Source organism: Luteococcus sp. Sow4_B9 (assembly GCF_052116585.1).
In the GTDB taxonomy this organism is placed as follows: domain Bacteria; phylum Actinomycetota; class Actinomycetes; order Propionibacteriales; family Propionibacteriaceae; genus Luteococcus.
The window spans coordinates 1-23,992 of sequence record NZ_JBQKKT010000002.1 but is presented as its reverse complement, the minus strand read 5'-3'; the positions used below and the strand labels follow the sequence as shown (position 1 = coordinate 23,992).

Below are 23,992 nucleotides of genomic sequence, written 5' to 3'. Positions count from 1 at the left end.
CTAAACGCCGCTGCTACTACCAAGGCTCGACCCAAGCAAGTCTTGACGATTTGGTCCGTCAGAGACAGGCGCTTGCTCTCGCCATGAGGCAGCTTAGAACACGTCCTCTCGCTGATGGTGCACAGGCCACCCAAACCAAGTGGGTGGCCCAGACCTTGGGCCACCCACGCCAGCTTTCTCCGCAGACTACTTGTAAACGGTGGAGCGGACCTCCTTGTAACAGTAGCTCCAGTAGGCTCCTGCATCCATGCCGGGCTTCAACCCAGCATCGCAATAGGAATTCCCGACACGCTTGTACTTCTTCGTGACATTGCACATCGTTCCGAAGGAGTAGGCGTGGCACGACTCGACGGTGCCCGTGAGCTGCCACGAATCAGCCCGCGCCACTTGTGGCGCGGCAACGGCCCCAGTCGCCGCCAGTGAAGCAGCCAAAGCGAGCGTACGCACCTTCATCATTGTTCGACCTCCTTGTCGCACGTGACCGCAGTCCATCACCGGGTCATACGCTCACCATAGGGCATAATTTCTGTGTCTGCAGGAATTCCGCAATCCCTAGAGCGGTTCAATCAAACATATTCGTCATGGCGCACGATGGCCCCCGCCAACCGACGGGGGCCTCGCGATGCCCATCAGCGCAGCGTCGCTCAGTGCGCGTGTCCGTGGGCGTCCTCGTCGGCATCCTCGGGCTTGTCCACCACCAGGGTCTCGGTGGTGAGCAGCAGCGAAGCAATCGAGGCGGCATTGGCCAGAGCGGAACGGGTCACCTTGACCGGGTCGATGACCCCGGCCTCGATCAGGTTGACGTACTCGCCGGTGCGGCCGTTGTAGCCATGGCCGGGCTCCAGCTCGGCAACCTTGCTGACGATGACGTAGCCGGGCTCGCCACCATTCTCGGCGATCCAGCGCAGCGGCTCGACGACGGCCTTCTTGACGATCTGCACACCGGCCTTCTCGTCACCCTCCAGGCCGAGGCCATCCTCCAGGACCTTCGACGCGTGGACGAGGGCGGAGCCGCCACCGGCGACGATGCCCTCCTCGATCGCGGCGCGGGTGGCGCTGACGGCGTCCTCGATGCGGTGCTTGGTCTCCTTGAGCTCCACCTCGGTGGCAGCACCGACGCGGATCACGCAGACGCCGCCGGCCAGCTTGGCGACGCGCTCCTGCAGCTTCTCGCGGTCCCAGTCACTGTCGGAGCGGGCAATCTCGGCGTGCAGCTGCTGCACGCGGGCGGCGACCTCGTCGGACTCGCCGGCGCCGTCGACGATGGTGGTGTTGTCCTTGGTGACCACGACGCGCTTGGCGCGGCCGAGGACCTCCAGGCCCACCTGGTCCAGCTTGAGGCCGACCTCGGGGGCCACGACCTGGCCGCCGGTGAGGATGGCGATGTCCTCGAGCATGGCCTTGCGGCGGTCGCCGAAGGCGGGAGCCTTGACGGCAACGGAGGTGAAGGTGCCGCGGATCTTGTTGACCACCAGGGTGGACAGCGCCTCGCCGTCGACGTCCTCGGCCACGATGAAGAGCGTGCCCTTGGCCTCGATGACCTTCTCCAGCACGGGCAGCAGCTCGTTCATGGCGCTGATCTTGCCCGAATGGATGAGGATGTACGGATCGTCGAGGACGGCCTCCATGCGGTCGGCGTCGGTGACGAAGTAGGGGCTCAGGTAGCCCTTGTCGAACTGCATGCCCTCGGTGAACTCGAGCTCGGTGCCGAAGGTGTTGGACTCGTCGACGGTGATGACGCCGTCCTTGCCGACCTTGTCGAAGGCATCGGCGATGAGCTTGCCGATGACCTCGTCGCGCGAGGAGATGTTGGCCACGGCGGCCATGTCCTCGGTGGTCTCGATCGGCTTGGCGACCTTCTTCAGCTCCTCCTCGACGGCGGCAACGGCCTTGTCGATGCCGCGCTTGAGGCCCACGGGGTTGGAGCCGGAGGCGACGGCCTTCAGGCCCTCGTGCACCAGGGCCTGGGCCAGCACGGTCGCGGTGGTGGTTCCGTCACCGGCGACGTCATTGGTCTTGGTGGCGACCTCCTTGGCGAGCTGGGCGCCGAGGTTCTCGTAGGGGTCGTTCAGCTCGACGTCACGAGCGACGGTCACGCCGTCATTGGTGATGGTCGGAGCGCCGAACTTCTTGTCGAGCACGACATAGCGGCCCTTGGGGCCGAGGGTCACCTTGACGGTGTTGGCGAGGGTGTCGACGCCACGCTCGAGCGAGCGGCGGGCCTCCTCGTCGAACTGCAGGATCTTGGGCATTCAATACTCCTGTGGAGTGAGTTCTTGCGGGTGTGAGAACCGCGCCCGCCGTCCGTCTGGATCAGCGGGCGCGGCAGAGGTCACTTCTTCGTCTCACGAGCGCAGCTGCGAGCTTGCGAGCTGCGGAGCGCGCGAGTGTCGCGGGGGTTCAAGGGGGTCGCCCCCCTTGCCGCGAAGTGGGTCACTTCTGGACGATGGCGAGGATGTCGCGGGCGTTCAGGAGCAGGTACTCCTGGCCGTCGTACTTGACCTCGGTGCCGCCGTACTTGCTGAACACGACGACGTCGCCCTCGGCAACGTCCATCGGGACGCGCTTGCCCTGGTCGTCGAAGCGGCCGGGGCCTGCGGCGACGACCTTGCCCTCCTGGGGCTTCTCCTTGGCGGTGTCCGGAATGACCAGGCCCGAGGCGGTGGTCTGCTCTGCTTCCAGCGGCTGGACGAGGACGCGGTCCTCGAGCGGCTTGATCGTGGTTGCCACGTCAAACCCCTTTCTGACTAGTAGCGCCTGGTGAGGCGTCGATCTTCAAGGTCATGTGAGCAGCCGGGGCGTCGTCGCGGGTGCCGCCGACGGCTGTTGGCACTCAGCATCACCGAGTGCCAGAACCAAAGTTATACCGACGCTGGCACTCCTTCAAGCCGAGTGCCAGCCGACGCGCGTCGCACCACGAGAGCGCGGGCACCTGCCGGGGTGCGGACCAGGATGATCGTCGCCTGATGGGGGCCCTTGGGCTGCAACCTCTTGCGGAGTTCTGCAGGATCGACGTCGAGGGCCCGCTTCTTGATCTCCAGGGTCCCGACACGATGCTCCCGGACCCACGCCTTGAGGGTCTTGGGGTTGTAGTCGAGGTTCTCCAGCACCTCGAAGCACGTGGCCAGGGGCGTGTCCACGGGATGGTCCGTGGACAGGTAGGCCACCTGGGGATCCAGCAGCCAGGCGTCAGGGGCGATCCGGTCCAGGGCTCCGGCACGGATGACCGCGCCATGCGGTTCCAGCAGGTAACGCCCCACGGGCCCTACGGGCAGCGGCTCGTGGGCCCGTGCGTCGACGCGGAGGGGCTCCTCACCTTCCCGCGTCCCGAACTTGTCGAGGGGCAGCAGGACCGCGCCGTGCACCGGGCGCGCGCCGGGCGTGCGCCACAGGGAGCACTCGACGACGTCGTGCCCCTCGGCCACCCAGAGTGCCTCCACGCCGTCGGGCAGGAGCTGCTTGGGGACACCGGGCCCCAGTTTCACCACCGTGGAGTGCGGACCGTCGAGCAGAGACAGGACGAAGTCCCACGGCGGGGTGAAGGACTCCACCTTCCACGTGCGCCCAGCTTCGGTGCGCCGGGCCGGGTCGATGAAGACACAGGTCTCGGGGCCCGCCCCGGCCAGCAGCTCGGGGGCGAGGGCGACGGCATCGCCGTGGATGACGACGGCACTGGGGGCCTCGACAGGCTCGGCCGACGAACACCCAAGGTCCCCGAGCTTGTCGAGGGGCCTTCCGGCACCCAGATTGGCGGCGGCGTGCTGGGCAGTGGTCTCGTCCAGTTCGACGGCCACCACGTCGATCCCCTCGGCCAGGAGGGCCCGCGCGTCGGCGCCGATGCCACACCCGAGGTCCACGACGCGGGTGATCCCCTCCCGCCGGAGACGCCGGGCGCGCCAGGCGGAGACGGCGGGGCGGGTGGCCTGTTCGAGGGCGTCGTGGGTGAAGAAGAGTCGGCCGGCATCCTCGCCGAACTTGGTGCGGGCCCTGCGTCGCAATTCCGCCTGACCGAGCGCCTCGGCGGCAAGCTCGGGGCTGTGGGTGCGTCGCAGGCGCGTCGCCGCAGCGAGCGACGAGGGGTCCATCTCCCCCATCGCCTCAGCCAGGGCCGCAGCACCCTCGGGGCTGTGCAGGAGACTCACAGGGTTGTCACGCTCCACCCGGTGGGGCGGCCGTCCTCGTAGGGGAGGCAGCCGTGGAACTGGGCGATCGACTCGTCGAAGACCAGCGGCAGGAAGTGCCGGTCCCCCTCCCACATCGGCAGCTGGTCGAGTCCGTCGATCCGCTCCCAGCTCAGCACCCCCTCCTCGTTGATGTCCGGCACCTCTCCCGTGAAGGCGTCCACGACGAAGATGAAGCCGAAGTGGTCCTCGCCGTGACGGCCGAAGCCGGGCCAGCTGACGGTGCCCCGCAGCCGCAGACCGGTCGCCTCGATGGCGGCCTCCTCCCGCAGTTCGCGACGGATGCAGGCGACGACGTCCTCGTCAGGCTCGACCTTTCCGCCCAGACCGTTGTACTTGCCGAGCTGTTCGTCGCCGGGCCGGGCCGTGCGATGGACCATCAGCACCCGCTCTCCGTCGGGGTGGAGGACGAAGGCAAGGGTGGTCAGGATGGGGGTCAGGGGCATGCGCCGAGCCTACCTTCCCGGCGCGCCGCGGGGACGACGACGATGGCCGAATCCCCCCACCACGAACCAGAATTCCGGGTTGACTTGAACTCCCCCGCACCGGGTCATTTCGCGACATTCCGGAACGGCTGGATGTCCCATGAACTGGTGTCACTCCTTCACGTGACATGCCTTCCTGGATACCCGAAACACCGCATGGACAAGCCCTTTCATCACGTTGAACCATGAACGACCGATGGTCTCCCCCGATAGAATTCATCACCACGGGAATATCGACAATGCGCGGCCACCAGCCGTCGAAGAATTCTGGATAATCTCCTGATCGTCCCTCCCGGACACCCACCCCACACACCATCCAGGAGCAGATTCATGAAGCGTTCCGTCCTCCTCGTCCCCGCCCTTGGCGCCGCCCTGTTGGCGCCCGCACTGCCAGCCGTCGCGGCCCCGGTGGCCAGCTCGGCACCCGCCAGCCAGACCAACACCACCACCGCACTCCAGGAGGCCGAGCAGTCGCTTGCCCTGGTGGACGCCCGCCTGGCCGAACTCACCAGCCTGCAGCAGACCCTCGATCGCATCCCCGAGGCAGATCGGCCCAAGGTCGACTACCGCACCGAGATCCGCAACCTGGTCAAGACCGCCCTCGAGCTCCGCGGCACCATCGAGGCGATCGTCGCCGGACGCGTGCCCGCCTTCGACATGGCCATCGTCAAGCCGCGCGTGGAGCTCTTCCTGCTCACCGCCCAGACGATCCACCGCGCCACCACCGAGCTCACCACCAAGGTGGACACCGCACACATCGAGCTCGGCTTCTGCATCACCCGCGCCGTGCTCCGGCTGGTCAATCCCACCGCCACCGTCGAGATGATCAACGAGAGCAAGCAGGACGTGCAGGCCACCTTCGAGCGGGTCTCCACCTACCCCGACCTGCAGCCCACCGACCGCGCCACCATCTACGTCAAGGACGTGCTCAACACCAAGATCTGGGAGATCCGTATCAGCCGCGACCGCACGCTGCTGGGCAAGAAGCCCGAGGGCTACCGCCAGGTGAACCGCCAGCTGACCCACGCCGTGGGTGTCTGGTTCGACGCAGGCGCGACCGTCGCCGAGGTGCAGGCCGAGATCGCCGCGCTCGACGCGGTCCACGCCCAGGCCCTCAAGGCCTGACGGCTCGCGGCCCGGGCCAAGAACTCCCTGAGAGTTCGGATCGGCGCCTGACGGGTGACCCGTCGCTGATCCGCCGGTGCCGCCGGCGCCACCCCGCCAGTCCGCACCGATGGGCCCAGACGACGAGCTGCACCCGGTCTCGCACACCGAGCCGGGTGCAGATCCTTGTCAGATGAGTCGTCCGGATCACAGATCCACCTCGACGGGGTGCAGCGGCAGCTCGGCAGCCACGCGCCACCCCCGCCCGTGTGGTCCGGCCTCCAGGGAGCCTCCCAGCAGTCGGGCGCGCTGGGTCATGCCCTCGATGCCCTGACGCATGCCCAGCCCGGTGTCGTCGACGAGGCGTGACGATCGTCCATTGACCACCTCGACGGCGAGCCAGTCACCGTCGCGTTCCAGGCGCACGGTCACCGGGGCGCCCGGGGCGTGTCGGTGGGCATTGGTCAGAGACTCCTGCACGATCCGCACTGCCGCGAGTGCCGTCGAGTCCGACGCGGGGATGCCGTCCGGGTCGTCGCCCTCCAGCACGATGTCCGGGTTGATCTGCCGGGCGCGCTGCACCAAGGCGTCGATCTCCCCCAGCCGTGGTTGTGGGTGCAGCGGGACCACGTCATCCGGGTCGTGCAGCACGCGGACCATCTGCCGCAGGCTGGACTGGGCGGCCTGGGTCTCGGTGACGACGTCGTCGATCAGCTCCCCTGCAGTGGCCGAGTCGTCGGCATTGACCTTGCGGGCTGCCTTGGCGGTGATCACGGCGGCACGCTCCCGCGCCGCGCGGGCCTCGATGGCTTCCGCCTGCGCCACCTGCCGACGCACGATGATTCCGGCCAGGACGGGCAGCAGCACGTCCTGTACGTGCCCCGTGATGAAGGTGAGCACCGTGGAAGCCGTGTAGTGCATCCCCTCTGGCAGCGTCGCCTGGTCCACCCCGATATCCGTCAGCTGGTTGCCGTACTGCACGGCTGACGCGGCGACGCCGACGATGGTCGCGAGCAGCGCCAGGGCAGCGGCGGTCCGTGTGCGGGTGCGGCGACCCAGGTGGTAACCGGCCGGGATCAGCAACGAGCTGGGGGCGAAGTCCAGCAGGCCCGGCATGAAGCGCAGCTGGAAGACGGCGACGGCCACCACCAGGAAGGCCGCAACGGGCCAGCGCACCAGGGCCAGGAAGGCGGCCAGCACCACCAGACAGGCCAGCGTGTGCCGCGCCAGCGAGGCACGGTCCAGGACGTCCGGAAACCCGGCTCCCCACCCCGTCGCACCGAGGGTCAGCAGGCCATAGAGGGCGGCGATGACGGCGGCCCAGCAGACGCCGGGGATCCGTCGCCACCAGGGGCTGGGGAGCGGTGCAGTGTTCACCGCCCCATCATTGCCCTTGTGTGGTGCGGTTCGCGTCGGACGGGCGCAGGAATCGCGGGTACGACTTTCGACGGAATCTTTGGGTAGTGCGCCAATTTGTGTAGCGCGCCTGACTAGATTGGCGTACTGTCTAATCCATGGACGAGGGATGGCCGACGGAGTGGCTGCGCGGAGTGCTGGAGCTCTCCGTGCTGCGCATCCTGTCCGAAGGTCCGACCTACGGCTACGCCATCGCGACGCGCCTGGAGGAGATCGGGCTGGGCACCGTGAAGGGCGGGACCCTCTACCCCCTGCTGGCCCGCCTGGAGGAGGCGGGACGCGTCGAGACCAAATGGCAGATGGGTTCCCGCGGCCCCGGCCGCAAGTACTTCCGCCTGACCCTGGCAGGCGAGACATACCTCGCCAGCGAGGCGGAACGGTGGGACCGGTTCAGCCGCCTCACCCACGGCTTCATCTGCGACAGGGAAGGACACTGACATGGCCATGGAGAAGGGCATCATCTGGAACACCCGCGGTGAAGACGTGGAGCGTTGGCGAGGCGTCTTCCTGGAGGAGATGCGGCTGCGCGGGGCCTCCGGGCACCAGATGGGCGAGGCGTGGGCCACCATCGAGGCGCACGTGCAGGAAACTGGCGACAGCTTGGTCGACGCCTTCGGGGACCCCGTGACCTATGCCGCCGAACTGACCGACGACCAACGCAGTCCCCGAGCCATCGCCCTGACCTACGGCGGCATGGTCCTGGCCATCATCGGCGGCTACATGACGGCTTTCATGCCGCTGGTCGGCCTGCGGGAGCCTGTGGACGTGTCCTGGGGATCCCTTGCCCTGGTCCCCTTCGGGCTGGTCGCGATGCTCGGCATCGTCGTGTCCCAACGTCGGATGCAATGGCACAAGGGGCAGGGGTTCCTCCTGTTCATGGTGACCTTCATGGGCTTCCAGATGGGTTCCCAGGCCTTGCGCGACTGGACCACGACGGCGATCGTCGCTCCTGCCTGGATCCTCTGGACGCTCTGTTTCCTGTGCCTCTCGCTCGCCACCGTCGCGGCCTGGCGGTGGACGAGGGACCGCACGATCGACCCCCGCACCGGCCAGACCCCCAGCATGGTGCCCGCCTTCTGGTGGTGGGTGCTGGCCGCGATGCCGCTGTGGGGCCCGGGTGCCCTGCTCTTCTTCCGCTGGCTCGCCCACCGCTGAGCCCCCTTGTCGAAAGGAATCCGCCATGGACGTCGGCGAACTGCAGAAGTGGGAGGCCACCCTGAGCCAGGAGCTGAGGCTGCGCGGTGCCTCGGGGCGCGAGGTGGGCGAGGCACTGGCGGCCGTGCGGGAATACTGCCGCGACGCACAGGTCCACCCCGACGAGGCCTTCGGTGATCCTCTCGCCTACGCCCGCCAGCTGCGTCCCGGACCCGTCCCCGCGACGAACTTCGCCCGACGGATGCTGCCGCCCCTGGTCACCATCGGCGCCTTCTTGATCACGATCTACCTGCCGAGCGACGCGACCCTCTCGAGCCAGGTCGGCATCACCTTGGGCGCCCTCGCCCTCGCCGGGCTGGCGACGCTGTGGGGCTTGGCGACCCAGCTGATCGCACACCTGACCACCTCGTGGCGGCCCCTCGTCGCCGGCGTCGTCGTCTTCATGGCTGCCTGGTGGGTGCTCGTGGAACAGGACCGCACGGTCTTCGAGGTGCCCCTGTGGAGCCTGTGGCTGCTGGCCGGATCCCTGCTCGCCACGGGTGCCTGGCTCACCTGGCGCGAACGACGGGAGCACCCGCGCTCCCCCGTCACCGGTGAGGACCTGAGCTGGCCTCGCTCGTCGCCATGGCTCGCGTGGTTCTACCCGGCCTTCACCGCCGTCATCCTGGGCGTGCACATCCTGCGGGTCCTCCTCTAGAAGTCCCGGAAAACAACGAAATCCGCGGGTGTGTATGCGTATACACACCCGCGGAATTCGTTGCCGTCGGGGCCTCGACAGGCTCGGCCACCGTGAGTTCCCCGAGCCTGTCGAGGGGTCAGACCAGGATCGTGGAGATCGGCAGCCCGGAGTTGGCGCCGATGTCCATGCTGGACGGCTTGCCGCCCTTCTTGACCACCTCGGAACCCAGGACAGCGATCATCGCACCATTGTCCGTGCACAGCCCGGGGCGGGGGCGGCGCAGCTCGACGCCTGCTGCCGCCATGCGCTCCTCCAGCAGGGTGCGCAGTCGCGAGTTCGCAGCCACGCCACCACCAATGAGGAAGTGCTCCAGGCCGTGGTGTTCGCACAGGTCGACGGCCTTGGCGGTCAGCACGTCGCAGACCGCCTCCTGGAAGCTGGCTGCGACGTCATTGATCGGAAGGTCGAGACCGTCGCGTTCCCGGGTCTCCACCCAGCGGGAGACGGCCGTCTTGAGGCCGCTGAAGGAGTAGTCGAAGCGGTGCTTCTCCAGGTCCTTCTTCGTGGTCAGGCCACGGGGGAAGCGGATCGCCTTCGGGTCGCCCTGCTGGGCGGCCTTGTCGATCACGGGTCCACCGGGGTACGGCAGGCCCAGCACGCGGGCCACCTTGTCATAGGCCTCGCCCGCGGCGTCGTCGATGGTGCCGCCCACCTGGACGATGTCGGTGGCAATGTCGTTGACCACCAGCAGCTCCGTGTGACCACCGGAGACCAGCAGCGCGCCGGCCGGCGTCGGCAGCGGACCGTGGTCCAGCAGGTCGACGGCGACGTGGCCAGCCAGGTGGTTCAGTCCGTAGAGCGGCTTGTTGGTGTACGCGGCCAGTGCCTTCGCGGAGGCCAGACCCACCACCAGGGCACCCATCAGCCCGGGACCGGCGGTCACGGCGATGCCGTCCAGCTCCGAGAGGTCCACGTCGGCGGCGGCCAGCGCACGCTCCAACGCGGGAACCATCGCCTCCAGATGTGCCCGGGACGCCACCTCCGGCACCACGCCACCGAAGCGCACGTGCTGCTCCACCGAGCTGGCCACCTCATTGGCCAACAGCTCATTGCCCCGGACGATTCCGACGCCGGTCTCGTCGCAGGAGCTCTCGATGCCCAGGATCAGCGGTTCACTCATCAGTCCAACCCATCATCACTCAGCCCCTGGGGGCGCTGTGCGGCAAGAGGCGCGGCCATCAGGATGGCGTGCACTCCCTGCCCGTAGTAGTTCTCACGACGGCTGATCGGTTCGAAGTCGAAGGTCTCGTACAGCGCGATCGCCGCGTCGTTGTCCTCACGGACCTCCAACAACATCCGCTCGGCACCGATGGCCCGGGCCCACTCCATCCCGGCCCGCATCATGTGCTTGGCGGCACCCTCGCCACGGTGCTGGCGGGCGACCATGATGCGGTGGAGGTCCGCGTCATCGGCGACGCACTGGAAGGTGGCCGCGGCCATCACCCGGTCGTCGGCATCCCGTGCGGTGATCACGAACCGGTCGTCGGCGTGCATCTCGTCGAGCCAGGACTGCCGCCCCCACCGCTCCCAGGGGTGGAAGGCGCCGCACTCCAGCTCCATGATCGCGTCGACATCGGCCTCCCGGGCCGCCCCGAAGATCATGCGTCGGCCTGCAGCGGCTTGAGCGTCAGGCGCTTGCCGCTGCTGCTGAGCAGGGTGGACTTGCGGGTGGTCGGCGCGACGGCATCCGGCTTGCGCAGGTACATCGCGTCGCGGCCGGCGTCGGGCAGCTCGGCCCAGCGCGTGGCCAGCACGGACGCGTCGAACTGCTCGGGGCCACCAGCGATGAAGAGTTCGGGGAAGGCAGTGTGACCCGGGCCGGCGATCGGCAGGCCCTCGGGAAGCTCGGTGGGGGCACTGACGTGCGGTCCGTCGATGCGGCTGCCCGTGCGGTCATAGCGAGCCCAGTAGAGCTCCTTGCGTCGCGCGTCGGAGGCGATCACGAAGTCACCGTGGGGTGCGTCCGCTGCGTCCACCCACTGACGGGCCACGACGTCCAGACTGCACACGCCGTGCATCGTGGTGCCGGCCAGCGACGCGATGGTGTGCGCAGTCACGATTCCCACCCGCAGGCCGGTGAAGGGACCGGGCCCCAGACCGACGGCCACCTCGGTGACGTCGGCGACGGTGATCCCCGCCTCGGTGCACAGCTCGACGACGGCGGGCATCAGCTTCTCAGCGTGTCCGCGACGGTCGGCGATCAGCCGGGAGGCCACCGCCTGCCCGTCCTTGGCCAGTGCCAGGCAGATGTCGGTGGAGGTGTCCAGCGCAAGGGTCCAGGCCATCAGAGTTCCTCTCCCAGGGTGTGCAGGTCGACGCCGTGCCAGCGCTCGCCGGTGCCCTGCAGGTAGACGGTGCGGGTCTCGTCGTCGGGGTCGACGCTGCGTCGGATGTCGATCTGCAGCACCGAGTTGGACAGTCCCTCGGCCAGGCCCGCGCCCCACTCCACCAGCGTCACCGCCTCGGGCAGGGTCTGGTCCAGGTCCAGGTCGAACAGTTCCGCCTCCGAACCCAGCCGGTAGGCGTCGACGTGCACCAGGTCCGGGCCGTCGCCACGGTTGTGGTGCACCCGGCTGAGCACGAAGGTGGGCGAGATGACCGGCCCGTCGACGTCCAGGCCGGCGCCGATCCCCTGCGTCAGGGTGGTCTTGCCGGCGCCCAGGTCTCCGGAGGCGACGACGACGTCCCCGGCGCGCAGGATCCCGGCCAGTCGCCTGCCCAGTTCCTGCATCTGCTCACCGGTGGGCACGTCCACCAGGGCTGGCAGATCGATGCCCATCACGTGCCCCAGGGGAGCGTCGCGCAGCACCCGGAAGCCGTGGTTGGTCCACCACTGCAGCGTCTCCGGGAATTCCTTGCGGCACAGGAGTTCCGCCCGTCGAGCACCCAGCTCGACGAGCACCTCACCGGCGCCACGCACCATCTGGGCGGCCACGCCGTGGGTGCGCTCGCCGGGCAGCACGCTGACCCGGTGCAGGCCGCCGACCTCGCCGTCGCTGCTGGTCAGGAGGCAGCCGACCATCCGGCCGTCCACCTCCGCGATCACGCCGGGGGCAGCGGCCAGCCGGGCCTCGATGTCGGCCACGGTGTCGGACAGGGCCGCGGCCGGCGGGTCCACCGCCGGCCGGGCGCCGAATGCCTCGTGGATGACCTGCAGCATCTGGGGTGCGTCGCAACGCTCGGCGATGCGCAGGCTCACCTGGTCAGGATTGTTCACGTCGTCCAACTCTACGCGCGTGCACAGCGGTCCTCGATCGCCGTTCAGCGATCGCGGCGCCATCCCTCGCCATTGCCGCCGCGGCCACCTCGATCGCGGTCACCGCCGAAGCGACGGCCACCGCCACCCTGGCCACGGTAGCCACCACGGCCACCGCCGAAGCCACCGCGGCCACCACCCTGGCGCGGGCCACGACCGCCGCCACGCTTCGGAGCGATGATGCGCTCGTACTCGGCATCCTCGATCGGGGCTGCCGTCACGGGGCGGGCGCCGGTCTTCTCGGCCAGGGCCTCCTCACCGGGGTGGGTGCTGAGCTGCTCGGCCTTCACACCGGCGGCACCCAACAGGCGCAGCATGCTGCGGCGCTGGTGGGGCAGGCAGATGGAGGCCACGACACCCTTGGTCCCGGCACGGGCGGTGCGTCCGGCGCGGTGCAGGTAGTCCTTGTGGTTCATCGGCGGGTCCACCTCGAGCACCAGGGTCACGTCGTCGACGTGGATGCCACGGGCCGCAACGTCGGTGGCCACCAGGACCGGGACGGTGCCCTCCTTGAAGGCAGCGAGAATGCGAGTGCGGGCGCCCTGGGTCAGACCACCGTGCAGCGCACCGGCCATCACGCCGGCGGCGCGCAGCTGCTCCGCGACGCGGTTGGTGCCCATCTGGGTACGGCAGAAGATCACGGAACGGCCCTCGCGGTTGGCGATCTCCGCGGTGATGGCGTTCTTCTCGTGCGGCGGGACGTGCAGCAGCACGTGCTCCATGGTGGTCACCGACGCGCGGTCCGAGTCCACCTCGTGGGTGATCGGGTCATGGAGGTACTTCTTGACGATCTTGTCCACGGCGCCGTCGAGGGTCGCGGAGAAGAGCAGGCGCTGGCCGTCGGCCGGCACGGTGTCCATCAGGGTGGTGACGGCGGGCATGAAGCCCAGGTCCGCCATGTGGTCGGCCTCGTCGAGGACGGTGACCAGGACCTGCGAGAGGTCCACGGCACCCTGCTCCAGCAGGTCGATCAGGCGGCCGGGGGTGGCGACGACGATGTCGACGCCACGGTCGAAGGCGCGCAGCTGCGGGCCGTAGCCCATGCCGCCGGCGATCAGCGTCAGGTCCAGGCGCAGGGTCTTGGCCAGCGGGGCGAGCACGTCCGCGCACTGCAGGGCCAGCTCACGGGTGGGGACGAGCACCAGGCCGCGCGGGGCGCCACCGGTGGACTCGGCCTGGGAGATCCGGGTCAGCATCGGCAGGCCGAAGCCCAGGGTCTTGCCCGAGCCGGTCTGGCCGCGGCCCAGCACGTCGCGCCCGGCGATCGCGTCGGGGATGGTGGCGGTCTGGATCGGGAAGGGGCTAGTGATGCCCTGCTTGTCCAGTGCAGCGACGAGCTTCTTCGGCACGCCCAGGGCGGCGAAGCCCTCGGTCTCCACCACTGCGGAGTCGTCGACCTCGCCGAGGTCGGTGGCCTCCCAGCTCATCTGGTCCAGGTTCTCGTTGGCCGGGCGGTCCTCGCGACGGTCGAAGGAACGGTTCTCGCGACGGTCGAAGGAGCGGTGCTCACCGCGGGACGGACGGTCATCCCGGGTGAAGGACGAACGCTCATTGCGCGCCGGACGCTCGTCACGCCAAGTGCGCTCATCGGCCGGCATCCGGTCATCCTTGCCATGACCGCGGGCCGGACGCTCATCGCGCTGCGGCCGCTCGGGACGCTCCCAGGGCTGACGGTCCACGCGCGGCTCCCACTTGGGGCGCGGCGCGGAGTCGAACTTGCGGGCGGGGCGGTAGTCCTTGCGCGGGCCGCGTTCGAAACGATCGCCCTCACGACGATCGCCACGCTCAAAACGATCGCCCTCACGACGATCGCCACGGCTGAAGTCCCGACGATCACCACGCTCGAAACGGTCCTGGCGGCCTCCGCGGCTGCCGCCGTCGAACTGGCCGCGGTCCATCTGACGGGGAGCGCGCCCCCCGAAGCCACCCTCACGACGGTCGCCGCGATCCTCGGCGCGGGGCTCCACGGAACGCGGGTCGAAGCGTTCGAAGTTGCGACCCTTCGAGTCGGCCGTGCGGGGGGCATTGGAGCGGAAGTCCTCACGACGTTCGGGGCGGAATCCGCGCTCCTCGCGGTCATTGGAACGGTAGCCGCGCTCCTGACGGTCGCCACGGTAGCCGCGCTCCGGACGGTCGCCACGGAATCCGCGGTCCTCGCGCTCATTGGAACGGTAGCCGCGCTCCTCGCGCTCACCACGGGGAGCGCGGTCATCACGGTTCTCCCACTTGCTGCGCGGCGCGTGGCCCAGGGCAGCTCGCTTGTCCGCGCTCCAGCGGTTCTTGGGAGTTCCGTCGGCCTTGAAGTTCTTCGGGCCCTTCTTGGCGGGCTTGAATCCGGGGGTCTTGGCGGCCTTGCGGCCATGCGGGGTGGGACGGGGCATGGTGGTACTCACTTCTGGGCGCAGTGCGCCCGTCGGGGCAGCCGTCGTGGCTGGTTCGTCACGGGCCGGGAACGACTCCGTGTTCGTCGACATCGGTTACTGGACACGTGTTCGACACAAGGAACCGCGGCGCACCAACATGCACTTTCACAACTTGCACGCAGATTGATGGGCGACGGAACATGGCACTCGAGGCCATCAGGCATCAGGCGCTGGGGGCGAATTGGTCGCCTCATCCAAGCTGCAACTGATCCGCTCTACTGCGCTGGGGGGACTACCGCCCCGGGTGTGGACTCCCGGGCACGAATCACCCACAACTGTGGAAACTCTACCAGCCGGGCTCCCACAACCCAATTTGTTCGGATCAGCCCGTTCTCAGGAGCAAGAACCGCAGCGGGTCGGTTCTGGTACGTGCGTCGGAACGCGGGCCGAACACGTGAACTCAGGGTGACGGGAAGTCCGATCAAAAGTCACGCAAGCTTCATCCCCCTGGCGTGCCAACGTGCACGAGCCCCGCTGGGCAGGTGGTTACCATCGAAATGTGCGAGTAGCGATTGCGACCGAGTCATTCCTTCCCCAGGTCAATGGGGTCACCAACTCCGTGCTGCGCATGCTGGAGCACCTGCGGGCCACCGGCCACGAGGCGATGGTCCTCGCCCCCAATGATGCCGGGCGTGTGCCCAAGCAGTACGAGGGATTCCCGGTGGTCACACTCGCCTCCGTGGGTCTGCCCGGCTACAGCGATGTCCGGGTCAACACCGCCCCGCGCTTCATGATCGAGCGTGCGCTGGCCGATTTCCGTCCCGACGTGGTGCACCTGGCCGCCCCCTTCGCCATCGGCTACAAGGCCGCCCTGAGCGCGGCCCGCCTGAACATCCCAAGCGTCGGCATCTACCAGACGGAGATCGCCACCTATGCCGCCCAATACGGCTTTCCGGCCCTGGAGCCGCTCCTGTGGTACCGACTGCGTCAGGCCCACGAGCTGGCGACGCTGAACTTCGCACCCAGCACCTATGCCCGCAACCAGTTGCTGGAGCAGGGCATCCCGCGGGTGGGCATCTGGGCTCGCGGTGTCGACTCCGTGCGCTTCCACCCGGCCAAGCGGGACGAGGAGCTGCACCGCAGCTGGGCCCCCAATGGTGAGCGGGTCGTCGGTTACATGGGTCGCCTGGCGGCCGAGAAGCGCGTGGGTGACCTGGCGGCCATCGCCGACATCCCCGGCATCAAGCTGGTCATCATCGGTGACGGCCCCAGCCGCGCCGAGCTGGAGGACAACCTTCCGAATGCAATCTTCCTCGGCATGCGCACTGGTGACGAGCTTCCGCGCCTGCTGGCCAGCTTCGACCTGTTCGTGCACACCGGTGAGCTGGAGACCTTCGGCCAGACGCTCCAGGAGGCCAAGGCGAGCGGCCTGCCGGTCATCGCCCCGCGTCGCGGCGGCCCCATCGACCTGGTTGCGCCCTCACACACCGGTTGGCTCTACGAGCCCGGCCGACTCGACCAGCTGCGCGGCTACGTGATGGACCTGGTGGGAGATGACTACAAGCGGGAGGCCTTCGGCCGCTCCGCTCGCGAGTCCGTCGAGTTCCGCACCTGGTCCCACATCTGCGAGGAACTCGTCGACCACTACCGGGAGGCCATCCGGATGGGCGTCACCCTCCCCCGCCTGACCAGCTCGCTGCTCTGATCGGTCCTCCAGACGCCCGCTGACAGCAGGCCACCACGTGACGTAACTGGGCCGGTCCCCTCAGGGGACCGGCCCAGTCATTGGTCTGGATCAGGCGATGAAGTCGAACTCGCCGACGATGGTGGCCACCTCACGCGCGATCACGTCGGGCGGGAAGGGCCCCCGGCGACGCTGGGCGGCCATCGCCTGCACCGAGGCCCCCAGCAGCGCCGCATCGGCAGCCGAGAGGCCACTGGCCAGCAGGGTGGCGCAGATCCCGGCCAGCACGTCCCCGGATCCGGCCTGGGCACTCCAGTAGGGGCCGGGGACGGCGAGCGTCATCTGCCCGTCGGGGGTGACAACGTACTGGGTGGCGCCCTTCAGCAGCACCACCGAGTCCCAGCGCTCCGCCGCCATCCTGCCGTGTCGCAACGGATCGGCCTCGACGATGGAGCGCTCCACGCCGAGCATGCGGGACAGCTCGCCGGCATGCGGGGTCAACAGACAGTTCGCAGGCAGGGTGTCGGGCAGCATCACCAGCGCGTCAGCGTCGATCACGGCCGGCACCTTGCCCGCCGCCAGCCGGGCAGCAAGACGCTCGCGATTGGCCTCGGTCTGGCCCCAGCCAGAACCCAGCAACCAGGCCTGCACGGCGCCCTCACCATGCGTCACGCTCGGCAAGGTGGTGCGGATCAGATTGGCAGCCACCTCCGGACCGACGAAGCGAATCATGCCCGCCCCGGCATGCAGCGCGCCGATCGTGCCCAGCACCGCGGCACCCGGGTAGCGCGCCGACCCAGTGTCGATGCCGATGACACCCCGGGAGTACTTGTCGCTGGTGGGGCCCGGCAGGGGCCAGCGCCGCGCGATGTCGCCCACCTGCGCCTGACGCAGCGCCGGACGCGGCAATTCCAGACCCAGGTCGAAGACCTCCACCACACCGCTGGCCGACGCGGCAGGCTTGAGCACGTGGCAGGGCTTGCGGGCCGCGAAGGTGATCGTGCGAGTGGCCCGGAAGCAGTCCTCCGGCAGTACGGCGCTGTCCGGATCCACTCCCGACGGGATGTCAACGCTCAGCACGTCCACCTCGAGCATGCTGGCCTCGGCGGCGAAGGTGGCGACGGCGGGTTCCAGGCCCGGCCGTCCGCCGATGCCCAGCACGGCGTCGATGAGCAGGTCCACCTCTGCCAGGTGGGCGGCGGCACTGATGCACTCCACCACCTGGCACCCGGCTCGGGTCGCCGCGGCCAGTCCGGCCTCGTGCGCTGTGCCAGCGGTCAGCCACAGCGAGACCTGACAACCCGCCTCAGCCAGCCGAGCCGCGGCGAAGAGTCCGTCGCCGCCATTGTTGCCGGGGCCGACGGCCACCAGCACATAGCGCCTGGAACCCTCGGGATCGCCCAGCATGCGCAAGGCGCACTCGGCGACGCCCTCGGCGGCCAGCTGCATCAGATCGACGTCCGGATTCTGCGCCATGAAGGCGGCCTCGGCGTCGCGGATCTGTTGTGCCTTGTGGACGGGAATCATCGTGCCTCGCAGACGACTAGTGCGGTGGCCATGCCACCATCGTGGGAAATGGAGAGATGGATGTGGGTGATGCCCAGTTCGTCGGCGCGGGCCTGGACGGTTCCCTGGAGCTCGAAGTGCGGGGCGCCCAGCTCGTCGCGGACGATCTCGCAATCGCTCCAGGCCATCCCGGCCGGCGCCCCGAGGGCCTTGGCGAGCGCCTCCTTGGCCGCCCAGCGAGCGGCCTGCGATGACGGGGACAGGTCTCGCTCGGCGGGGGTCAGGATGCGCTCCACCACCGCTGGACGCCGCTCACACATGGCCTGCCATCGATCGATGCTGCACAGGTCGGTGCCGATTCCGATCACGGCCACCAGATCACCTCACTGCCTGGCACGGGCCCGTGCCAGGTCAAGCCCATGGCGCAGGGCTTGGACGCTCCGTGCCGAGGCACCCGTCGCCAGCCGCGTGGCCAGGGCATCCGAGAAGTGCCCCAACGCCTCGGCTGGGCGACCCGCGGACAACAGGGCCCGGCCCAGCTGTTCTTCCAGATGGGCTCGTCGGCCGGCATCGCGCGCACTCGTGCGAAGCAGTCGCAGACCGGTGACCGCCTCGTCGTGCTGGCCCAGACGCGAGTTCGCCTCGGCCAGGAGCACGTCGCGCTGGTAGCCGCTGGGCAGGTCGGTCAGGAGCACTCGGGCACTCGCCGGATCGCCACCCCACAGGCACTGCAGCACGGGCAGCATCGCATCCCCCGCACGATCGGCCGCGAAGCCGCCCGGATCGACGATGCGTGGCCGCAGTGTGGTGGCATCCACCACCCAGCCGGGCCCTCCGTCGAAGCTTGGTTGATCAGTCACAGGACGACGATATCCGTCCGCGCACCCCCGGCAAACGCCCGTGCTGCCGTCAGGAGGATCGGCACCCTGTCCCCACCCGAGGGGGCACACACCGCAACTGCCCTCCCCGGAATCCGGAAAGGGCAGTTGCGGTGGATCGGTTCAGGTCACTCGACGGTGACCGACTTGGCCAGGTTGCGCGGCTGGTCCACGTCGTGGCCCAGCAGGGTGGCCACCTCGCAGGCGAACAGCTGCAGCGGGATGATGCTGAGCAGCGGCTGCAGGAGGGTCGAGGTCTTGGCGTGCCGGATGATCAGGTCGGCGTAGGGCACGACGGAGTCGTCACCCTCCTCCACCAGGACGATGGTGCGGGCGCCACGGGCGCGCACCTCCTGGATGTTGGAGACAACCTTGTCGTGCAGCTGGTCACGGCCACGCGGCGGGACGGCGATGAAGATCGGGATGTCCTGCTCGACCAGGGCGATGGAACCGTGCTTCAGCTCGCCAGCGGGGAAGCCCTCGGCGTGCTTGTAGGCGATCTCCTTGAGCTTGAGCGCACCCTCCAGCGCCGACGGGTAGCCGACGTGACGGCCAAGGAAGAGGAAGGACGGCTGGTCCTTCAGGCGCGCGGCCAGGTCCAGGACCTGCTGGTCATTGTCCAGCATCGCCTGGATCTTCTCGGGCATGGTGGCCAGCTCGTCGGTGATGGCCTTGATCTCGTCGCCGTACTTCATGCCGCGCACCTGGGCCAGGTAGAGGCCCAGGAGGTAGCAGGCGACAACCTGGGTCAGGTAGCCCTTGGTGGAGGCGACGCCACGCTCGGGACCGGCGTGGGTGTAGATCACGGCGTCGGACTCGCGCGGGATGGTGGCGCCATTGGTGTTGCAGATCGCGATCACCTTGGCGTGCTGCTCACGGGCGTGACGGATGGCCATCAGGGTGTCGGCAGTCTCACCGGACTGGCTGATGGTGACCACCAGGGTGTTGGGGTCGATGATCGGGTCGCGGTAGCGGAACTCGCTGGCGATGTCGACCTCGCAGGGGATGCGGGTCCAGTGCTCGATGGCGTACTTGGCCACCATGCCCGCGTGGTAGGCGGTGCCGCAGGCGACGATGATGATCTTGTTGACGCGGCGCAGCTCCTCCGGCGAGATGCGCACCTCGTCCAGGGTCAGCTGTCCGTCGGCGTCATAGCGGCCCAGCAGGGTGTCGGCGACGGCCTGCGGCTGCTCGTAGATCTCCTTGCGCATGAACCAGTCGTAGCCACCCTTCTCGGCGGCGGCGATGTCCCAGTCGATGTGGTAGGGCTTGACGGCCGTGGCCTCGGTGCCGTCGAAGTTCGTGATCTTCACCTCGTCGCGGGTGATCTCCACCACCTGGTCCTGGCCCAGCTCGATGGCGTCACGGGTGAACTCCAGGAAGGCGGCCACGTCGGAGCCGAGGAAGTTCTCGCCCTCACCGACGCCGACCACCAGGGGGCTGTCGTGACGGGCGGCGACAACACGGTCGGGGTCGTTGGCGTCGATGGCCACCAGGGTGAACGCGCCCTGGAGACGGTTGGCCACCTGGTGCATGGCCTCGGTGAGGGGGGTGCCCTCGTCGACGAGCTTGCCCAGGAGCTGGGCGGCGGCCTCGGTGTCGGTCTCGCTCTTGAACTGGACGCCCTGGCCTTCCAGCTCGGCGCGCAGCTCGGCGAAGTTCTCGATGATGCCGTTGTGCACCAGGGCGACGCGGCCGGACTGACTCACGTGCGGGTGCGCATTCTGGTCGGTGGGCCCACCGTGGGTGGCCCAGCGGGTGTGTCCGATGCCGTGATTGCTCTCCGGCAGCGGGTTGCCCGCAATCTCGGCATCCAGATTGGTGATCTTGCCCGACTTCTTGCGAGCCGAGATCACGCCATTCGACTCGACGGCGATGCCGGCCGAGTCGTAGCCACGGTACTCGAGCCTGCGAAGCCCTTCAACGACGACGGTCTGGGCGCTACGCGGCCCGATATAACCCACAATTCCACACATGGCAAGAAGTGTACAAATGACGTGAGCGATTCGCGAATCAGCGCGCTCAGCGGATCGCCAGAAAGCCATCCATGGTGGACACGGACCCGAACACGTGTGAATCTAGCGTGCGGAGGAGGCCCTGCACCGAACGCAGGGCGAATGATGACTGATTTCTCGTCGACGGCACGTCGGGACTCGACCACCGACCCGTCCGGGCCCTATGTCGAGCTGGATCGCGCCGCCTGGGCAGACCTGGCCGACAACACCGACATCGATCTGGACGAGCAGACGCTGAACCGCTTGCGCGGTCTGGGTGACCCGACCGACCAGGACGAGGTGAGTGCGGTCTATGTGCCCCTCACGCAGCTCATCCACCTGCACATGCGCCACACGGGCCACCTCTACCGCGCCTCCAATGCCTTCCTGGGGCTCGATGTGCGTCGCACGCCCTTCGTGATCGGCGTGGCCGGCTCGGTGGCCGTCGGCAAGTCGACCACGGCCCGCCTGCTGCGCGAGCTGCTCAGCCGCTCCCCCGGCCGCCCCAAGGTGCAGCTGATCACCACCGACGGCTTCCTCTACCCCAATGCCGAGCTGGAACGCCGCGAGATCCTGGACCGCAAGGGCTTCCCCGAAAGCTATGACCGCAAGGCCCTGCTGCGTTTCGTCGTCGACGTGAAGTCCGGCGCCCCCAAGGTGGAGGCACCGGTCTACTCCCACATGACCTATGACATCACCGACGATGTGGAAGTGGTGGACCGGCCGGACATCCTCATCGTCGAGGGCCTCAACGTGCTGCAGCCCGCTCGCGCCCGCAGCAATGGCACCACCGGGCTGGCCCTGAGCGACTTCTTCGACTTCAGCGTCTACGTGGACGCCGACGAGGCGGACATCCGCCACTGGTACGTCGAACGCTTCCTCACCCTGCGCGAGACGGCCTTCAGCGATCCGCGCAGCTTCTTCGCCCGTTACGCCACCATGTCCGACGACGAGGCGATCGCCTTCGCCAACCAGGTCTGGGACGAGATCAACGGCCCCAACCTGGTGATGAACGTCGCCCCCACCCGCCCCCGCGCGACGGTGATCCTCCGCAAGGGGCCCAACCACGAGGTGCGCGGGGTGCGGATCCGAAAGATCTGACTCGACCGGGTCCCTGTTGCTGGCACCCCCGACAGCTGTGATCAGCGCACTAGTTCCCGGGACAGGAGCCCAGACATGCATGTTCGCGCCGCTGCCACCGACCTCGCAGCCGCCCTCGCAGTAGGCCTCACCGTCCCTCTGGGCGCGCAGGCAGCCCCAACACCGAGTGCACCCCCAACACCGAGCGCTTCGGCCACACCGACGTCGTCCCCCTCCCCTGTCGCCTCCCAGAGCCCCAGCACGACTCCGACGCCGGATGCGCAGGACAGTCCCGTCGCACCGGCGACGCCCAGCGAAGCCGCTTCCCCCACGACCCCTGACGCCACCGGCAGCGCTGTGCAGGACGCACCCAGCTCAACACCCAGCAGCTCCCCGAGTCCCGATGCCGAGATGCGGGCCGCTGCCGCCACGGGCAGCATTGCCCTGAACCCGCCTCGGTGACCGCCCCCAACGGAGTAAGCGCCACCACCCCCGCGATCGCGGTCTCTGCCCCGGCCATCCGGATGAGCGCCAGCAACTACACGGCGTCCACCGTGAAGGGCACTCGCATCCAGGGCCGGGTGACCACCGGCATGTCGGGCCGGACAGTCCGCCTGGCCGTCTGGGCGTGGTTCCCCAAGGAGCGCCGCTCCCGCTGGTCCTACACCCACCCCGTCACCACCACCGCCGATGGCAGGTTCACCGCCCACCTGAACCATGACAATGGACGGATCATAGGCCGCACCTGGAAGGTGGAGAGCAACTACAACAGCAACCCCAGTGCGTGGTTCTCGAGCACCTTCCGCGAATACAAGGCAGCCCGAATCGACATCGGCACCAGCTCCGTGACCGCCGCGATGGTGCCGGTCACCTACCGAGCCGGCTGCCCGGTGGGACCCTCACAACTCACCCGGATCTCCATGAACCACTTCGGCTTCGACGGACGCATCCACACCGGGCACCTGATCGTGCGCAGTACCGACGTCAGCAGATTCCGCAATGTCTTCACCGCCGCCTTCGTCGCACACTTCCCCATGCGCGTGATGAAGGACCCGAGCCCCTACGGCAATGACGACAACTCAATGTCGGCTGACAACACGTCGGCCTTCTTCTGCCGTCAGGTCAACGGCAACCCCTATGTCACCAGTCCCCACACCTACGGCCGTTCGGTCGACGTCAACCCGCGGGAGAATCCGTACCGCAAGCCGAATGGCTACTGGTACCCGGTCAATGGCCGAACCTATGTCGACCGCAGCAATCGTCGCCCCGGCATGCTCTTCTCCGACTCCGCGATGACCAAGTCCTTCCAGGCCAATGGCTTCAAGTGGCTGAGCGGCTTCGACTGGCAACACTTCCAGGTGCGATGAGAATGCGACGGACCAGCATCCCGACCACGACGCTCCTCCTGTTGGCCCTGCTCACCGGGTGCGGCAGTGGGGAGCAGAATTCCTCGACGAGCGACCCCAGCACAGGGGCCAGTGCCGCCTCCGCCGCGACCACCCCCGCCGAGGCACCCGAGACCCAGGCCCAGGCATCTCCCCCGCAGGCTCCGAGGACACCCGCAGCGACCACTGCGGGCGATCTGGACCACAGCGTCTTTGCCGCCGAGCTGGGGCGGTGGAAAGCCGTTCCTGGCGAGGGCGACGAGGGAACGTATCAACCCAACGGCTCCTGGGTCCATGCCCGCGAGCCCGAGCAGGTGATCTCCGGACTCGTGATGCAGGGCTGCACGGCCAGCATCGAGTTGCCGACCCCCCCAGCATGTGCTTGCCTCCGACTACAAGGACCAGGACGAGCGACGCGCGGTTGGTCAGGCCCTTCGCTTCGGCACCGAGGATGAGGCCGCCAAGTTCACGACGGCCTACACCACGCTGCTGCAGGGTTGTGTCGGGAAGCAGAACCCCATGTCCGTCACCATCATGCAGCAGGGCAATCCCTTGGTGAACCGCCGCACCATGTTGGCGGACCAGAGTCACTGGCTTGAAGTGGTCCGCACCAACGGCACATTGGTCAAGCTCTTTGCCGCGGACGAGGGATCCACCCGTTACCTTGCTGGTGACCCCGTAGGGAGGGGTCACGGTCGCCGGGCCCGGCATGACTCAGTGCCCCTGTCTCACCAATGATCCGGGGGGTGTTGTCACCGGGCCTGGT

At 68.4% G+C, this 23,992-nt stretch carries 23 protein-coding genes; 8 read left to right on the top strand and 15 right to left on the bottom strand.

The genetic code is table 11. The annotated features are described in order from the left end of the window. Positions 1–186: 186 nt before the first annotated feature. From ACTQ49_RS01460 to ACTQ49_RS01440, 5 genes are all read right to left on the bottom strand, one after another. Positions 187–447, bottom strand: coding sequence for a hypothetical protein (locus tag ACTQ49_RS01460; protein ID WP_441826071.1), 261 nt, complete (start codon positions 445–447; stop codon positions 187–189). Between the two features lie 197 nt (positions 448–644). Next, positions 645–2,252, bottom strand: a complete 1,608-nt coding sequence (gene groL / locus ACTQ49_RS01455; RefSeq protein WP_441826070.1) for a chaperonin GroEL — start codon at positions 2,250–2,252, stop codon at positions 645–647. A 181-nt stretch (positions 2,253–2,433) separates the two neighbouring features. Beyond that, entirely contained in the window at positions 2,434–2,730 is a 297-nt protein-coding gene (gene groES, locus ACTQ49_RS01450) for a co-chaperone GroES (RefSeq protein ID WP_441826069.1), read from the bottom strand. 131 nt (positions 2,731–2,861) lie between these two features. Further along, positions 2,862–4,142, bottom strand: coding sequence for a class I SAM-dependent methyltransferase (locus ACTQ49_RS01445; RefSeq protein WP_441826068.1), 1,281 nt, complete (start codon positions 4,140–4,142; stop codon positions 2,862–2,864). Beyond that, complete coding sequence (locus ACTQ49_RS01440) at positions 4,139–4,627, bottom strand: NUDIX hydrolase (RefSeq protein ID WP_441826067.1); 489 nt, start codon at positions 4,625–4,627, stop codon at positions 4,139–4,141. Before ACTQ49_RS01440 ends, ACTQ49_RS01445 begins: the two co-directional genes overlap by 4 nt. A 369-nt stretch (positions 4,628–4,996) precedes the next feature. Between ACTQ49_RS01440 and ACTQ49_RS01435 the strand changes: the two genes are divergently transcribed. Continuing rightward, positions 4,997–5,791: a CAMP factor family pore-forming toxin gene (locus ACTQ49_RS01435; protein ID WP_441826066.1), complete on the top strand. Its 795-nt coding sequence runs from the start codon at positions 4,997–4,999 to the stop codon at positions 5,789–5,791. Between the two features lie 186 nt (positions 5,792–5,977). On the opposite strand, the gene ACTQ49_RS01430 is transcribed toward ACTQ49_RS01435, so the two are convergent. Then, the gene (locus tag ACTQ49_RS01430; RefSeq protein ID WP_441826065.1) at positions 5,978–7,147 is read right to left on the bottom strand and encodes a sensor histidine kinase; all 1,170 of its coding nucleotides are present in this window, start codon (positions 7,145–7,147) and stop codon (positions 5,978–5,980) included. A 137-nt stretch (positions 7,148–7,284) separates the two neighbouring features. Between ACTQ49_RS01430 and ACTQ49_RS01425 the strand changes: the two genes are divergently transcribed. The 3 genes from ACTQ49_RS01425 to ACTQ49_RS01415 are packed head-to-tail and all read left to right on the top strand — an operon-like array spanning position 7,285 to position 9,038. Further along, entirely contained in the window at positions 7,285–7,623 is a 339-nt protein-coding gene (locus ACTQ49_RS01425; RefSeq protein ID WP_441826064.1) for a PadR family transcriptional regulator, read from the top strand. A gap of 1 nt (position 7,624) precedes the next feature. Further along, entirely contained in the window at positions 7,625–8,341 is a 717-nt protein-coding gene (locus tag ACTQ49_RS01420) for a hypothetical protein (protein WP_441826063.1), read from the top strand. A gap of 25 nt (positions 8,342–8,366) precedes the next feature. Further along, positions 8,367–9,038, top strand: a complete 672-nt coding sequence (locus ACTQ49_RS01415; protein WP_441826062.1) for a hypothetical protein — start codon at positions 8,367–8,369, stop codon at positions 9,036–9,038. A gap of 118 nt (positions 9,039–9,156) precedes the next feature. Here the strand turns inward: ACTQ49_RS01415 and tsaD are convergent, their stop codons facing one another. Genes tsaD through ACTQ49_RS01390 form a run of 5 tightly spaced genes read right to left on the bottom strand, consistent with a single transcriptional unit; the run spans position 9,157 to position 14,717 of the window. After that, positions 9,157–10,200 (bottom strand): tRNA (adenosine(37)-N6)-threonylcarbamoyltransferase complex transferase subunit TsaD, encoded by a 1,044-nt coding sequence (gene tsaD, locus ACTQ49_RS01410; protein WP_441826061.1) that lies wholly within the window; start codon positions 10,198–10,200, stop codon positions 9,157–9,159. Beyond that, positions 10,200–10,682, bottom strand: coding sequence for a GNAT family N-acetyltransferase (locus ACTQ49_RS01405; RefSeq protein ID WP_441826060.1), 483 nt, complete (start codon positions 10,680–10,682; stop codon positions 10,200–10,202). The genes tsaD and ACTQ49_RS01405 overlap by 1 nt, the downstream gene beginning before the upstream one ends. Then, a complete protein-coding gene (gene tsaB, locus ACTQ49_RS01400; protein WP_441826272.1) occupies positions 10,679–11,368 on the bottom strand; it encodes a tRNA (adenosine(37)-N6)-threonylcarbamoyltransferase complex dimerization subunit type 1 TsaB in 690 nt (229 codons plus the stop codon). Before tsaB ends, ACTQ49_RS01405 begins: the two co-directional genes overlap by 4 nt. Further along, positions 11,365–12,297 (bottom strand): tRNA (adenosine(37)-N6)-threonylcarbamoyltransferase complex ATPase subunit type 1 TsaE, encoded by a 933-nt coding sequence (gene tsaE, locus ACTQ49_RS01395; protein WP_441826059.1) that lies wholly within the window; start codon positions 12,295–12,297, stop codon positions 11,365–11,367. Before tsaE ends, tsaB begins: the two co-directional genes overlap by 4 nt. Positions 12,298–12,341: 44 nt before the next feature. Continuing rightward, complete coding sequence (locus tag ACTQ49_RS01390; protein WP_441826058.1) at positions 12,342–14,717, bottom strand: DEAD/DEAH box helicase; 2,376 nt, start codon at positions 14,715–14,717, stop codon at positions 12,342–12,344. Positions 14,718–15,258: 541 nt separating this feature from the next. Here ACTQ49_RS01390 and ACTQ49_RS01385 point away from each other — a divergent pair. Next, positions 15,259–16,404: a glycosyltransferase family 4 protein gene (locus ACTQ49_RS01385; protein WP_441826057.1), complete on the top strand. Its 1,146-nt coding sequence runs from the start codon at positions 15,259–15,261 to the stop codon at positions 16,402–16,404. Positions 16,405–16,494: 90 nt separating this feature from the next. On the opposite strand, the gene ACTQ49_RS01380 is transcribed toward ACTQ49_RS01385, so the two are convergent. From ACTQ49_RS01380 to glmS, 4 genes are all read right to left on the bottom strand, one after another. Then, positions 16,495–17,910: an NAD(P)H-hydrate epimerase gene (locus ACTQ49_RS01380; protein WP_441826056.1), complete on the bottom strand. Its 1,416-nt coding sequence runs from the start codon at positions 17,908–17,910 to the stop codon at positions 16,495–16,497. Further along, entirely contained in the window at positions 17,907–18,263 is a 357-nt protein-coding gene (locus ACTQ49_RS01375) for a holo-ACP synthase (protein ID WP_441826055.1), read from the bottom strand. Before ACTQ49_RS01375 ends, ACTQ49_RS01380 begins: the two co-directional genes overlap by 4 nt. A 9-nt stretch (positions 18,264–18,272) precedes the next feature. Then, complete coding sequence (locus ACTQ49_RS01370) at positions 18,273–18,749, bottom strand: tetratricopeptide repeat protein (protein WP_441826054.1); 477 nt, start codon at positions 18,747–18,749, stop codon at positions 18,273–18,275. A gap of 146 nt (positions 18,750–18,895) precedes the next feature. Beyond that, positions 18,896–20,743 carry a glutamine--fructose-6-phosphate transaminase (isomerizing) gene (gene glmS / locus ACTQ49_RS01365; RefSeq protein ID WP_441826053.1) on the bottom strand — a complete coding sequence of 616 codons (1,848 nt, stop codon included), beginning with the start codon at positions 20,741–20,743 and terminating at the stop codon, positions 18,896–18,898. A 144-nt stretch (positions 20,744–20,887) separates the two neighbouring features. Between glmS and coaA the strand changes: the two genes are divergently transcribed. The 3 genes from coaA (at position 20,888) to ACTQ49_RS01350 (ending at position 23,964) form a co-directional block, all read left to right on the top strand. After that, entirely contained in the window at positions 20,888–21,862 is a 975-nt protein-coding gene (gene coaA, locus ACTQ49_RS01360; protein ID WP_441826052.1) for a type I pantothenate kinase, read from the top strand. A 437-nt stretch (positions 21,863–22,299) separates the two neighbouring features. After that, positions 22,300–23,208 carry a M15 family metallopeptidase gene (locus tag ACTQ49_RS01355; protein WP_441826051.1) on the top strand — a complete coding sequence of 303 codons (909 nt, stop codon included), beginning with the start codon at positions 22,300–22,302 and terminating at the stop codon, positions 23,206–23,208. Between the two features lie 396 nt (positions 23,209–23,604). Then, positions 23,605–23,964, top strand: a complete 360-nt coding sequence (locus ACTQ49_RS01350; RefSeq protein ID WP_441826050.1) for a hypothetical protein — start codon at positions 23,605–23,607, stop codon at positions 23,962–23,964. Positions 23,965–23,992 lie beyond the last annotated feature (28 nt).